Genomic DNA, 13,876 nt, shown 5'->3' on the forward strand with positions numbered 1-13,876 from the left:
CTTAAACCGCGAAAGGAAACAGAACGTGACTGTCTACCCCAACCCCGGCACCGCCGGCTCCAGCGTGAAGTACCGCGAGCAGTACGACAACTACATTGGCGGCGACTGGGTCGCGCCGGTGGACGGCGAGTACTTTGACAACATCACCCCGGTCACCGGCGAGACTTTCTGCCGCGTCGCGCGCGGCAAGGAGGCGGACATCAACTTGGCGCTGGACGCCGCGCACAAGGCGGCGCCCGTGTTCGGGAAGACCTCGGTGGCGGAGCGTGCGCTCATGCTGCACCGCATCGCGGACCGTATGGAGGAGCACCTCGAGGACATCGCGGTGGCCGAGACCTGGGAGAACGGCAAGGCTGTGCGCGAGACGCTCGCCGCCGACATCCCGCTGGCAATTGACCACTTCCGCTATTTCGCGGGTGCGATCCGCGCCCAGGAGGGCCGCCTCAGCCAGATCGATGACAACATGGTCGCCTACCACTTCAACGAGCCCCTCGGCGTGGTCGGCCAGATCATCCCATGGAACTTCCCGCTGCTCATGGCGGTGTGGAAGCTCGCCCCGGCGCTGGCCGCGGGTAACGCAGTGGTGATGAAGCCGGCGGAGCAGACCCCGGCCTCCATCCTTTACCTGATGGATCTGATCGGTGACCTCATCCCGGCTGGCGTGGTCAACGTGGTGAACGGCTTCGGCGACGAGGCGGGTGCGGCGCTCAGCGGCTCCGACCGCATTGCCAAAATCGCGTTCACCGGCTCGACCCAGGTGGGCAAGATCATCAACAAGGCGGCCGCGGACAAGATCATCCCGGTCACCCTGGAGCTGGGTGGTAAGTCCCCGTCCCTGTTCTTTGAGGACGTGCTCGCGCGCGATGACAGCTTCAAGCAGAAAGCCATCGAGGGCTTCGCCATGTTTGCGCTGAACCAGGGCGAGGTCTGCACCTGCCCGTCGCGCGCCCTGATCCACGAGTCCATCGCGGACGAGTTCCTCGAGCTCGGCGTGCAGCGCGTGAAGCAGATCAAGGTGGGCAACCCGCTGGATACGGACGTGCAGATGGGTGCCCAGGCCTCGCAGGAGCAGATGGACAAGATCACCAGCTACCTGGAGCTCGGCCCGAAGGAGGGGGCGGAGACGCTCACCGGCGGCCACGTGAACAAGCTCGAGGGGCTGGAGAACGGCTTCTACATTGAGCCGACCGTGTTCAAGGGCACCAACGACATGAAGATCTTCCAGGACGAGATCTTCGGCCCGGTGATGTCCGTGACCACCTTCAAGGACTACGACGAGGCGATCCGCATTGCCAACGACACGATCTACGGTCTTGGCGCCGGCGTGTGGTCCCGCAGCCAGAACACGATCTACCGTGCCGGCCGCGCTATCCAGGCTGGTCGCGTGTGGGTGAACCAGTACCACTCCTACCCGGCCCACGCGGCGTTCGGCGGCTACAAGCAGTCCGGCATCGGCCGCGAGAACCACCTCATGATGCTGGGCCACTACCAGCAGACCAAGAACTTGCTCGTCTCCTACGACGAGAACGAGACTGGGCTGTTCTAAGAGCCCCTCGCTTATCGACGCCCCGCCGTCCCGCTCCCCATGCGCGGACCGCGGGGCCAACCTGCATTCAAGAAAAGAGCACTCTACGTGAACTACACCACCAGGCGCTGCGCCGGCGCCGCCCTGGCCGCTGCGCTTTCCGCCTCGGCGCTCGTCGTCCCGCACGCGAACGCCTACGAAACCACTTACGACTCCGACAAAGACCAGTGCACCATCACTTTTACGGACACGGACACCGAGCGCGTCAACGGTGCCTACTCCGCGTTGTTTACTCGGCTGGGCGAGCAGGTCCGCGACAGTTTTGAGGGTGACGACGCCCAGGCGCAAGCCGAAATCGTCTGGGAATACGGCGTGCGAAAGGACGTGGCAAGCGCCAGCGACCTGCCGGTCCCCGCGGACAAGAAGGTCTCCGACGCGCAGGCGGCGCTCGCGCTGGGCAAGCAAAAGGATAAGTACTGGCGCATGGTCGGATTCCTTAACGCCGCCAAGAAAGATGTGATTACAGACCGAACGATCACGATGACTCCGGCCAAGGCGCACGAGGAGGGGCCGCTCCACGGCGTGGACTTCGGGCCCGTGGTCGGCGGGACCGTCGGCGGCATCCTGTTTGGCACGAGCGTCGTGGACATCCGCGACGGAATCATCGACGCCGCCAAGACTCACGCGCCCGAGTTTGCAGCACCCATCCTGTCCTACAACCAGGCTTTTTCGGACTGCGCTGACGGCAGGACGCGCGGCAGCTCGGTCCTGCCAGCAAGCTCCATGACGTCGAGCCAGACCACCGGGCTCGGCATCGCGGGCGTCGTGCTCGGCCTGTTCGCGCTCGTCGGCCTGGGCTACGCGGCGCGACCGTTTGTTGACGACGCCTTGGCGCAATTCCAGCCGTGAAAAAAGTCTACTGACCTGCCGCAACATAAAAAGTTGAGTCGGGTGGGAACAACTTTATACCGCGCGCCGTTGTAAGGATTGAGTGCGACGGACTCAAGAGTGGCAGATCATCTGTTACAGTGGTTGCCGTGAAGTTGAGTCACAGCACATCAACTTATTGATAAACCCCACGTTTACAGGAGGAATGCAACATGGCACGCGCAGTAGGTATTGACCTTGGCACCACGAACTCGGTCGTCTCCGTCCTGGAGGGCGGCGAGCCGGTCGTTATCGCGAACGCCGAGGGTTCCCGCACCACCCCGTCCGTTGTCGCGTTTGCGAAGAACGGCGAGGTGCTGGTTGGTCAGTCCGCAAAGAACCAGGCGGTGACCAACGTTGACCGTACGATCCGCTCCGTCAAGCGCCACATGGGCGATGACTGGACCATCAACATTGATGATAAGGACTACACCCCGCAGGAGATCTCCGCTCGTACGCTGATGAAGCTGAAGCGCGACGCGGAGGCGTACCTGGGCGACGAGGTGACTGACGCGGTCATTACTGTCCCGGCATACTTCGAGGACGCACAGCGCCAGGCCACCAAAGAGGCCGGCCAGATTGCGGGCCTGAACGTCCTGCGTATTGTCAACGAGCCGACCGCGGCTGCGCTGGCGTACGGCCTGGAGAAGAACGACTCCGAGCAGACCATCCTGGTCTTCGACTTGGGCGGCGGCACCTTCGACGTCTCCCTGCTGGAGATCGGCGACGGCGTCGTGGAGGTCCTCGCTACCGCTGGTGACAACGAGCTGGGCGGCGATGACTGGGACAACCGCATCGTCGAGTGGCTGGTAGACAAGTTCAAGTCTGCACAGGGCGTGGACCTGTCCAAGGACAAGATGGCAATGCAGCGTCTGCGCGAGGCTGCGGAGAAGGCAAAGATCGAGCTGTCCTCCTCCCAGCAGGCCTCCATCAACCTGCCGTACATCACCGTTGACTCCGAGAAGAACCCGCTCTTCCTGGACGAGACCCTGACCCGCACCGAGTTCCAGAAGATCACCTCTGACCTGCTGGACCGCACCAAGTCCCCGTTCAACCAGGTGATCAAGGACGCTGGCCTCTCGGTCGGCGACATCAACCACGTCGTCCTGGTCGGTGGCTCCACCCGTATGCCGGCCGTGACTGACCTGGTCAAGGAGCTGACCGGCAAGGACCCGAACAAGTCCGTGAACCCGGACGAGGTTGTGGCCCTCGGCGCAGCCCTGCAGGCTGGCGTGCTCCGTGGCGACGTCAAGGACGTGCTGCTTCTCGACGTCACCCCGCTCTCCCTGGGCATCGAGACCAAGGGCGGCGTGATGACCAAGCTGATCGAGCGCAACACCACCATCCCGACGAAGCGTTCCGAGACCTTCACCACCGCTGAGGACAACCAGCCCAGCGTGCAGATCCAGGTCTTCCAGGGCGAGCGCGAGATGGCGTCTGCGAACAAGCTGCTCGGCTCCTTCGAGCTGGCAGGCATCGCTCCGGCGCCGCGCGGTGTGCCGCAGATCGAGGTTACCTTCGACATCGACGCAAACGGCATCGTCTCCGTGTCCGCGAAGGACAAGGCCACCGGCAAGGAGAACACGATCAAGATCCAGGACGGCTCCGGTCTGTCCCAGGAGGAGATCGACCGCATGGTCAAGGACGCCGAGCAGCACGCGGAGGAGGACAAGAAGCGTCGCGAGGAGCAGGAGACCCGCAACAACGCGGAGACCGCCGCTTACCAGACGCGCAAGTTTATGGATGAGAACTCCGACAAGCTGCCGGAGGACCTGAAGACCCGCGTCACCGAGGCTGCAGATGCCGTGGACGAGGCGCTCAAGGGCGACGACCTCGAGGCCGTGAAGTCCGCCGTGGAGAAGCTGAACACCGAGTCCCAGGAGCTGGGCAAGGTCCTCTACGAGGCACAGGCCAACGAGGGCGCAACCCAGGCCGACGCCGCCGCAGGCGACGACAACGTTGTTGACGCCGAGGTTGTCGAGGACGACGCTGAGGAGTCCAACGACTCCGACAACAAGTAAGTCAGGAGTGGTCAGGTTATGACGAACCCGAACCCGCAGATGCCGGAAGATCCGGGCGCACCGGAGAACACCGACGAGCAGTTCGTCACCCCCGACGAGGCTGAAGCGGCCGCGGAAGAAGCCGCGGGCGCCCAGAGCGTCGACGAGGAACTCGCCGACATTGAGGCCAGCCTCGACGGCGAAGCCGCCGAGGAGGTTGTCGAGGAGGGCGACTCCGTCGAAAAGCAACTGGCCGAGCGCACCGAGGACCTGCAGCGAGTGAGCGCCGAGTACGCGAACTACCGCCGCCGGACCGATCGCGAGCGCGGCCAGATCGCGGACCACGCGAAGGTAAAGTTTGCCAGCGAGCTGCTGCCGCTGCTGGATGACCTTGACCTGGCCGACCAGCACGGCGACCTGAACGAAGGGCCGCTGAAGTCCTTCGCCGACAAGTTCCGCGGCGTGCTGGCCAACCAAAAAGTCGAGGCCTTCGGTGCGGAGGGTGAGCCCTTCAACCCGGAGATTCACGAGGCAGTGCAGGACTTGTCCTCCGGCGGCGAGCAGGTCGTCGGGACGGTGCTGCGCAAGGGCTACCGCGTCGGCGAGCGCCTGATCCGCAACGCGATGGTGATCATCGCGGACCCTGCGGACAACGCTGAGGGCGGCGCAGAAGACAACGCAGCAGACAACGCCTAGGGCCACGATCGGCCCAACGGCTCGAGGCCGGGGAACGAGGAAGCGACAACGAAGCGGACTCTTCCCCGGCCCTTTTCGTAGAACAACAGAATGACTCGAGAGCAACGCACTAACATTGCGTGAAAGGAGGGTGCGAGATGGCAATGCAACAGGAATGGGCAGGCAAGGACTACTACGGTGACCTCGGGGTCTCCTCAAGCGCCTCGGCTGCAGACATTAAGAAGGCGTACCGCAAACTCGCACGCGAAAACCACCCGGATTCTCACCCCGGCGACAAAGCTGCGGAGGAGAAGTTCAAGCGCGTGGCGGAGGCGTACGACGTCCTCGGTGACGAGCACCGACGCAAGGAATACGATCAGTTCAAGTCCATGATGGGTGCTGGGCGCTTCGGGGGAGGTGGTACCGGGTTTCCCGGCGGGTTTCGCACGACGCAGACGGACTTCTCGGACTACTCCGGATTCTCAGACATCTTCGGAAACGCCGGTGCTGGACAAGCTGGAGACGGCGGCATTGGTGATCTCTTCGGTGGCCTCTTTAACCGCGGCGGCGGTGCTGGCAGGAACGCTCGGCCGTCGCGGGGGGCCGACGTCGAAACGGAAATAACGCTCGACTTCCGCGAGGCGGCGAAGGGCACCACCTTCCCCGTCGAGCTGACTGGCGACGCGCCGTGCACCACCTGCCACGGCTCCGGCTCCAAGGACGGCAAGACCCACCGGTGCAGCCACTGCTCCGGCTCGGGCTACATCCGGGAGAACAACGGCGCGTTCGGCATGGCCCGGCCGTGCCCGGAGTGCCAGGGCACGGGCGAGATCATCGAGGATCCCTGCCCCACCTGCCGCGGCACTGGCACCGTGCGTCGCGCCCGCACGATCACGGTGCGGATCCCCGCCGGCGTGGTCGACGGGCAGAAGGTGCGCCTGGCCGGGCAGGGCGAGGCGGGGCCGAACGGGACGCCCGCGGGCGACCTGTTTGTCAGCGTGCACGTGCGTGACGACGCCGTCTTCACCCGCTCCGGCGACGACCTGGAAGTCACGGTTCCCGTGTCCTTCGGCGAGCTCGCCCTCGGCGGCACCGTGACGGTGCCGACGTTGGAGAAGCGCGTCCGCGTGAAGATCCCCGCAGGCACCCCGAACGGGCGCACCCTGCGCGTGAAGGGCCGCGGCGTGCCGAAGAAGTCCGGCAAGGCCGGCGACCTGCTGGTCACCGTCGAGGTAAAGGTGCCCGACGACCTGGATGCGGCCGCAACCAGCGCGCTGCGCACCTACCACCAGGCGGAGCGAGACTCCGGCTTTGACCCGCGCGCCGGGTGGGCCGGCGCACAGTAGGAGGTGAGCCACGTGTCGAGGGAAACCGAGCAGTACTTCGTGATTTCCGTGGCCGCGGAGTTGACCGGCATGCACGCCCAGACGCTGCGCACCTACGACAGGATGGGCCTGGTCACCCCGATGCGCACGCGCGGCGGCGGGCGCCGCTACTCGCGCCGCGACATCTCGTTGCTGCGCCGGATCCAGCAGCTGTCCCAGGAGGACGGCGTGAACCTGGCCGGCATCAAGACGATTATCCAGCTCACCGAGCAGATCGATGAGTTGCAGGAAGAGCTGGCCGCGAAGCACGAGGAGAACACCCAGCTGCGCAAGCGCCTCGAGTCCCGCCCCGCCCGCGGCGGCGAGCTCGTGCACGTGCCGCGCTCGACAGCGGTGGTGACGTGGGAGCCCGCAGCTTCTCGACGCCGCCGCGCACAACCCTAACCGCGACAGCAAAAAGGGGACGCAGTCGATCTGACCGCGTCCCCTTTTTTCGTGCGTCCGGACTAGCCGCCGAACTCGATGGCCGCTGCGCCGCCGATGTGGCGCAGGTTGGACTTGGCCAGGTCAAACAGTCGGCCGACGCCGCCTTCGAGGAAGGCGGTGCGGGCGCCGGACTTGGTGAAGCCCTTCATCATGTCCCAGGTAATCCCCGGCGGCAGGGAGAGCGCGTTCGGGTCCGTGACAATGTCAACGAGGGCCGGGCCGTCGTACTCCAGGGCCTCCTTGATCACCGGCTTGAGGTCGTCCGGGTCCTCCACACGGAAGGACTTGATGCCAACGCCCTTGGCAATCTCGGCGTAGTTGGCTTCCTCGTGGTCGGTGCCGAAGTACGGCATGCCCTGAACCATCATCTCGAGCTTGACCATGCCGAGGGAGGAGTTGTTGAAGCACATGACCTTCACCGGCAGCTGGTGCAGCTTGATGGTGAGCAGCTCGCCCATGAGCATGCCCAGGCCGCCGTCGCCGGACCAGGAGATGACCTGGCGGTCCGGGAAAGCTGCCTGCACACCGATGGCCATCGGCAGTGCGTTGGCCATGGTGCCGTGGAGGAAGGACGCGGCCTCGTCGCGTTTGCCGTTCGGGGTGAGGTAGCGCGAGGACCAGACGTTGCACATGCCGGTGTCGACGGTGAAGTAGGCGTCGTCATCAGCCAGCTCGTCCAGCACGGAGGCTGCCAGCTCCGGGTGGATCGGTTTCGTGGACTCGGCTGCCTTCTTGGTGTAGTTGTTCACCACGTGCTCGAGCAGCTGGTAGTGGCGCTTGAGCATCTTGTCCAGGAATTTGCGGTCCTTGTTCTCCTCGATGTGCGGGAGAATGTTTTCAATGACGCTCTTCACGTCACCGACGACCGGGTAGTCGACCTTGGTGCGGCGGCCGATGTGGCTGCCGTCGATGTCAATCTGCGCGACGTTCTCGTCCGGCAGCCAGTCGGAGTACGGGAAGTCGGTGCCGACCATGATGAACAGGTCGGACTCGTCCATGGCGTCCAGGCACGCGCCGTAGCCGAGCAGGCCGGACATGCCGACGTCGTACGGATTGTCGTGCTCGAAGTACATCTTGCCGCGGAAGGAGTGGCCGATCGGCGCCTTGATCTTCTCCGCCAGGGCGAAGACTTCGTCGCGGGCGTCACGAGCGCCCCAGCCGGCGAAGATGGTGACCTTCTCGGCGTTGTTGATGGCCTCGACGAGGCGAGCGGCCTCGTGCGGATCCGGGAACACGCGCTTCTTGGCGCCGGTGGCGTAGACGGAGTCTGCGGTGTGCGGGCCGTCGGTGACGTCGGCGGCGAAGACGTCGCCGGGCACGACCATCACGGACACGCCGTTGCCAGCCAGGGTGTTCTGTACAGCGTTGTGGAACACGCGCATGCCCTGGTCCGGGTTGTGGACGACCTCGCAGTAGGAGGAGCACTCCTGGAAGAGCAGCTCGGGGTGGGTCTCCTGGAAGAAGGAGGAGCCGATCTCCATGGTCGGGATGTGGGAAGCGATTGCCAGAACCTTGGAGCCGTTGCGGTGCGACTCGTACAGGCCCTGCACGAAGTGGGTGTTGCCCGGGCCGCAGGATGCGCCGCACACGGCGAGCTCATCGGCGGCGAGCGAGTCAGCGCCAGCGGCGAACGCGGCGGCCTCCTCGTTGCGGACGTGGACCCATTCGATGTCGCTCTGGCGCACTGCATCCGACAGCGGATTTAGCGAGTCGCCGACCAGCCCGTAGATGCGCTTGATGCCGAGTTCTTCGAGCTTAGCTACGACGTTTTCTGCAAAGTTTTGTGCCATGGATTCCCTCCTATTGGGTGATGAATCACTAAACGCAAAACATGATACCTAAAAACGCCCGTATTGTCCGCCTTCTTGTGCTAAGGCGGACAGGAACGCTGGGTCTGTGAAATAGTCTGTATGGCTCCCGGTCACGCCCTCGATAGGGGTGGCGCCATAGCTTGGCGACGACGGCGAGGCCCCCAGCGCAGCATCCGGACCCGAACGCAGGGTGAGGATGATGTCGTCCGGCGAGTCCACAACGAACACGGCGGAGTCCGGCCCCGCGAGCGCCAAGTCGTCCACGCTGTCGCCAGCGACCCCGGCGCTGCCGAGGAGCCACAGGTCGTCGACAAGCAATCCATGCTCGGCGGCGGCAAGTGTGGGGACGAGCGTGCCGTAGCTATGCGCGACGATCGTCTTTTGGGCGCTGGGGAAGCGGGACTCGAGGGCGGCTTGGAACTGCGCGAGGTTGTCCGCGCCGCGCACGGCGTTGATCTGCGCACCCGCGTCGGGGATGTTGGCGGGCGGGCCGTAGCCCTGCCAGACGACGACGGACGCGCCGGTGCGCGCGGCGATGCGTTGTGCCTTCTCGAGCTCGCCGCCCAAGTCCTCCGGCTTGCCGGTGTGCGTGCCGGCGACCATGGTGATCACTCGCTCGGGCGCGACGGTGTTACCAATCATCACGGTGGTGCTCGCCGGACCGGCTTCCAAGATGGTGCCGCCGCTGGCTTCGACGGTCTGCAGCGTCGCGGCGGGGACGGTCGCGGTGTGCCGCGCGTGGACCTGCTCGAGTGAGTCGTCGGGGTGGGCGAAGAGTCCGTCAATAGTATGGAGCGGCACGTTCGTGCGCAGCGCATCCGCGGTTTCGCGGTCGAGCGCCTGGGATCGGCGGTTGAGCCACTGGATGAGTTGGTGGTGCCCCGCCCGAATCGCCACCTCCGCCACCGCGTCCAAGCAGGCGTGTGCCAAAGCGGCAACCTGCAGAATTGCACGAACCCGCTCGAGGTTCGCCCGTTGCGTTTCCAGCTCAGCCGCGTACGCGTCAAGGGTCGCATTCGATGCGTTCGCCGCAGGGCCTTCGAAGCCGGATCGAACCAAAGCTTCGCTGGCCTGGCGCGCATTGAGCAGTTGCTTCTCGACGCCACACAGCTCCTCCCGCACCTCATCCGCTGCCCGGCGCAACTCGTCGGGGAAGAGTGTGGGCTGGTAGATAGCGCTATCGGTGCGCATCGAGCCTCCCGGCGATGGTGCTGTCGAGGTCGCAGACGCGGTCGGCAAAGCGGGCAACCTGCTCGAGGTGTGTGTGGATCCCGCCGGTGGTGTGCTGCATGGCTAACGTGTGGTGTGAACAGACTGCGGATAACGCGTTTGCGGTGGATGATGGGGAAAGGCGTGGGTCATAATGGGTGAGGTCCGGCGGTGTGTGAGCGCGGGCGGTGGAAGCTGTGGATTGCGTAAGGTGTAAAAAGTTCATGGTGTAACCCTATACAACCGTAACAACCGAATCAATGGGTAGGGCAAACAAATTTGAAAATGTTTAGCATTGGATGCATGAAACTTGCTTGCATTCAAACCACCACCGGCCCTGACGTGCGCGAAAACCTGGCTAAGGTGTCGCCGCTCATTCGAGAGGCGGCCGAGCAGGGGGCGAGCCTGATTGTGTTGCCGGAGGCGACGAGCCAGGCCTTCGGGCAGGGGCGCTTGGATGTGCAGGCTGAGGGGCTGGATGGTGAGTTCGCCACCGCACTCCGGCAGCTCGCGGCGGACGCTGGGGTAACCATTGTGGCGGGGATGTTTCGGCCCGCGGATTCCCGCGAGGTGAACGGGAAGACGATCAATCGGGTTTACAACACGGCGCTCATTACGGGTGCAGGCGTGCACCTGGGTTACGACAAGATTCATACCTACGACGCGTTCGACTATCGCGAATCTGACACCGTCAAAGCGGGGGAGCGGCTCGTGACTTTCGATTGCGATGGCGTACGCGTAGGGGTAGCTATCTGCTTTGATATTCGTTTCCCGGAGCAGTTCCGCGAGCTGGCCCGCCGCGGTGCCGAGGTGATCGTCGTGCCAACGAGCTGGGCGGATGGGGGCGGCAAGCTTGAGCAGTGGCGCTTGCTCACCCGTGCGCGCGCACTTGATTCGGGCGTATTCATTGCAGCAGCGGGACAGGCCCGTCCCGACTTCGAGCGAGAGGCTGGGCAGGAGTCGGGGCCGACCGGGATCGGGCACTCGGTGGTCGTCGCGCCGGATGGCGTCGTGGTTGAGGAGGCGGGATACGGACCGGAAATTCTCGTCGCGGACATTGATCTCGATGCCGTTGGCGCAACCCGCCGCGCGCTTCCGGTGGTGGATATTGAGGCATCGACGCGAATGTCGTAGAGCCCGCCGTCTGAGAAAAGTCCGCAATGCGGACTCCGTTCAGTCACGTTGGAATGGGTGTGCGCGAAATCCATGTTGTTCGAACGTAGAATGCTGAGAAAAGTCCGCAATGCGGACTTCCTTCAGTCGTTGGTTGCCGCGACTCAACGCGCTAGCGAACGTCAACGTTGTTAACGTACTTAACTTGATAAAAGTGCAGGTCAGGTCGATGTTCGGTGGGGGTGCTATCTTCATTGCCAACACCCCGACAACCCATGAACGGAGCCACGCATCATGACCGGATCACCAAAGCATCCCAGTCCTGAAAATATCGAAAATGCTATCGCTGATGATGGTGCTGTCGAACAGGATCCACCTACTGGCTCCTGCGCAATCACGCAATTAGCAGACCGGATTGCATCGACCTTCGGGCGAATGACTCGGCAGAAGGCGGCGCTACTGCGCGACATCGGCATCTTTGACAAGCTGCGACTCGCGCGTCGCCTCGGCGCAACAACGACGGCTCAGTGGCTCATTCGGCGGCTAGGTATTTCAAAATCCACCGCGCACGAATACGTCTCCATCGCGCGTGATCTCATGTGCTACTCGCTCCTCGCGGAGGCGTTCAACGAGGGAGACGTGAACTACTCCAAAGTGCGGCTACTCCTGCCGTATCTCAAGCACAATGATGAGGCCGAGCTCGTCGAGTTGGCCATCAAGCTCGGCTACCACGAGCTTGAAGCCGAGCTCGCGTGGCGCCAGCGTGAGGGCGAGGAGGGAGAGAGCAAACCCTCCTCGTATGTCCGCATTGCGGAGCGGAAGAACGGCAGATTCGGGTTGTGGGCGGACCTCAGCCCCCTGGAAGGGGCGAAGGTCGCCGCGGCCCTCAAGATCGGCGAACTGTCCTACTACGACGTCGACCTCGCGGAGGTGGTGGAACAGGACGGCGTCGACGAGGCCCTGAAGGAGATGACTAACCAATCCGGCTTCGGCCTGCCGGTGGGGAAAGCCATGCTCGCGGCGTTTATGGGCATGGTCAATGTGGTGCGCAGCAAGCCGAAGAACCCACTGCGCGCGCCGGGAGCGCACGTGAATATCGTGACGACGACGGATGGGCGGGCCTATATGCCGAATGGGGTGGGAGAGGCGTCGATAAGCATTGCCCACGCCGTGTCGAACGCCATCGTGCGGGTGAACGAGGTGAATGACCAGGGGCTGATCATCAACACGTCGAAGTCGGCGCGGCTTGCCAACGACGCGCAGCTCAACGCGCTCATGACAATGTGGGGCAGCGAATGCGCGGTGCCGGGGTGCACCCATACCAGGTTCATCGAGGTTCACCACGTGGAGGACTGGGCGCTGGGCGGCGAAACGACGATGGAAAACCTGTTGCCGCTGTGCTCTGTGTGTCATTCGCTGGTGACGGAGGGGCACACGCGGATTATCAAAGACGCCGACGACATTCACTTCGTCTTCCCGGACGGCACGCGGTTTATCTCGCCCTCGTACCAGCGGCCGTACCGCGACGACAACGCGATGACGATGAGGGAGTACGAGGACCTGTGGATTGAGGAATACGAGAGGCTCGGCTAGTGCTCGTTAAACCAATCGGCTTCCTCGTCCATGGCAACCACGGTCGGTGCCGGCGCGCCAGCTTCCTTCATGGCATCCGTGATCAGCGTGCAACGGGCGACGCTGCCGCAGACCACGACGTCGCGGCCCCACCAAGTGCCCGTCGCCGATGCGAGCCGTTCGACGCCGATCCACACGCGGCGCAGCCCCTCCACAATCGCGGGCGACTCCGGGTCCTCCGGGTCCATCACCTGCTCCGCAACACAGGTGATGGTGAGCCAATCGTGCACCTCGGAGCTCGAGGTCAGCGAGGCAAACGTGTGCAGATCATAGAACTCGTCCTCGTGCTCCACGCCGATCATCAGCTCAACCTCGGGACGCTCGTCGCGCTCCATCAGGTCGAACACCATCGCCTTCGCCGCCGCCAGGCCCGTGCCGTCGGCGACAATGAGGAGCCCGTGGTCAGGACGCTTATCGACGCCACGTAGCGGAGCAGTCCCGTAAGCTGCGCCCAGCGTGACGTAGTCGCCCACTTCCACGTCCAACTCCTCGCGGACGTGGAACTCCAGCTGGCCGAGCTCGTTGTACGGCAGCGCCGGCGCCAGGTCGTGCCACACGCCCTGGCGGTTTGCCTGCAGCACCGGCACCACTTGCCCGGGCTCGTACGGAATGGGCGTGCTGGTTTCCAGGCGCACGATGCGGGTGCGCGCTGCGGCGGGGGCGCCCTCGAAGGACGAGGCCTCGATGACCGAGGTGACCTGGGCGGCGGAGGCCGCCGGAATACCTTTCTGGTCAGCCTGCTCGGCCGCGCTGCGCATGACCTCGCCGAACTCCTCCAGCGTCCGGGCGACTCGCTCGTCGAGCCCGTGGCCGAGCATGGAAGCGATCAGGTCCTGGTACAGCTTTGCCGCGCGCGGGTACTCGGCGGAGGGAAAGCCGGTCCTGCGCATGTGCAGGGCCCAGTCCCGCAGACCCCCCTCGACGGCCGGGGCGAGAGCGGTGGGGTCCACCGACTCGTCGTCCGGCGCGGTGTCGGCGACGCGCAGCAGCGCCTTCCCCGGCACGCACACCATGGAGTGCGTTGCTTCCGTCACGCCGGCCGGGAGAAGACCGGTTGCCTCAGGGAATTCAGCAACGAAGTAGGTCCAGAGTGTGGACCGGGACAGCGATTCGTCGTTAAGCAAAACTTGGGCTGCTTCGCGGGAGGCGGTGCGGAAAGAGCTCATGCGTTAC

General features: G+C 64.3%; 11 protein-coding genes. 8 read left to right on the forward strand and 3 right to left on the reverse strand.

What is annotated here, in order from left to right; translation table 11 throughout:
* The first annotated feature begins 25 nt into the window (after positions 1–25).
* The 6 genes from FPP74_RS08515 to FPP74_RS08540 all read left to right on the forward strand — a co-directional run bounded on the left by FPP74_RS08515 (position 26) and on the right by FPP74_RS08540 (position 6,896).
* Positions 26–1,546 (forward strand): aldehyde dehydrogenase family protein, encoded by a 1,521-nt coding sequence (locus tag FPP74_RS08515; RefSeq protein WP_144717959.1) that lies wholly within the window; start codon positions 26–28, stop codon positions 1,544–1,546.
* Positions 1,547–1,633: 87 nt separating this feature from the next.
* Positions 1,634–2,434 carry a hypothetical protein gene (locus FPP74_RS08520; RefSeq protein WP_144717961.1) on the forward strand — a complete coding sequence of 267 codons (801 nt, stop codon included), beginning with the start codon at positions 1,634–1,636 and terminating at the stop codon, positions 2,432–2,434.
* A 191-nt stretch (positions 2,435–2,625) separates the two neighbouring features.
* The gene (gene dnaK / locus FPP74_RS08525; protein WP_095536061.1) at positions 2,626–4,473 is read left to right on the forward strand and encodes a molecular chaperone DnaK; all 1,848 of its coding nucleotides are present in this window, start codon (positions 2,626–2,628) and stop codon (positions 4,471–4,473) included.
* An 18-nt stretch (positions 4,474–4,491) separates the two neighbouring features.
* Positions 4,492–5,148, forward strand: a complete 657-nt coding sequence (gene grpE / locus FPP74_RS08530) for a nucleotide exchange factor GrpE (protein WP_144717963.1) — start codon at positions 4,492–4,494, stop codon at positions 5,146–5,148.
* 137 nt (positions 5,149–5,285) lie between these two features.
* Positions 5,286–6,473 carry a molecular chaperone DnaJ gene (dnaJ, locus tag FPP74_RS08535; RefSeq protein ID WP_144717965.1) on the forward strand — a complete coding sequence of 396 codons (1,188 nt, stop codon included), beginning with the start codon at positions 5,286–5,288 and terminating at the stop codon, positions 6,471–6,473.
* 12 nt (positions 6,474–6,485) lie between these two features.
* A complete protein-coding gene (locus tag FPP74_RS08540) occupies positions 6,486–6,896 on the forward strand; it encodes a heat shock protein transcriptional repressor HspR (RefSeq protein ID WP_095554003.1) in 411 nt (136 codons plus the stop codon).
* A 62-nt stretch (positions 6,897–6,958) separates the two neighbouring features.
* Here FPP74_RS08540 and FPP74_RS08545 read toward each other — a convergent pair whose 3' ends face one another.
* A complete protein-coding gene (locus FPP74_RS08545) occupies positions 6,959–8,728 on the reverse strand; it encodes a pyruvate dehydrogenase (RefSeq protein ID WP_095554004.1) in 1,770 nt (589 codons plus the stop codon).
* Between the two features lie 48 nt (positions 8,729–8,776).
* The gene (locus FPP74_RS08550; protein ID WP_144717967.1) at positions 8,777–9,940 is read right to left on the reverse strand and encodes an alpha/beta hydrolase; all 1,164 of its coding nucleotides are present in this window, start codon (positions 9,938–9,940) and stop codon (positions 8,777–8,779) included.
* Positions 9,941–10,261: 321 nt separating this feature from the next.
* On the opposite strand from FPP74_RS08550, the gene FPP74_RS08555 reads away from it, so the two are divergent.
* Positions 10,262–11,092 carry a carbon-nitrogen hydrolase family protein gene (locus tag FPP74_RS08555; protein WP_144717969.1) on the forward strand — a complete coding sequence of 277 codons (831 nt, stop codon included), beginning with the start codon at positions 10,262–10,264 and terminating at the stop codon, positions 11,090–11,092.
* A 414-nt stretch (positions 11,093–11,506) separates the two neighbouring features.
* Positions 11,507–12,664, forward strand: a complete 1,158-nt coding sequence (locus tag FPP74_RS08560; protein ID WP_186439418.1) for an HNH endonuclease signature motif containing protein — start codon at positions 11,507–11,509, stop codon at positions 12,662–12,664.
* Here the strand turns inward: FPP74_RS08560 and FPP74_RS08565 are convergent.
* The gene (locus tag FPP74_RS08565) at positions 12,661–13,869 is read right to left on the reverse strand and encodes a hypothetical protein (protein WP_144717973.1); all 1,209 of its coding nucleotides are present in this window, start codon (positions 13,867–13,869) and stop codon (positions 12,661–12,663) included. The two genes, FPP74_RS08560 and FPP74_RS08565, sit on opposite strands and share 4 nt — an antisense overlap.
* Positions 13,870–13,876 lie beyond the last annotated feature (7 nt).

This window comes from Corynebacterium sp. NML180780 (genome assembly GCF_007786415.1).
Classification (GTDB): domain Bacteria; phylum Actinomycetota; class Actinomycetes; order Mycobacteriales; family Mycobacteriaceae; genus Corynebacterium; species Corynebacterium gottingense.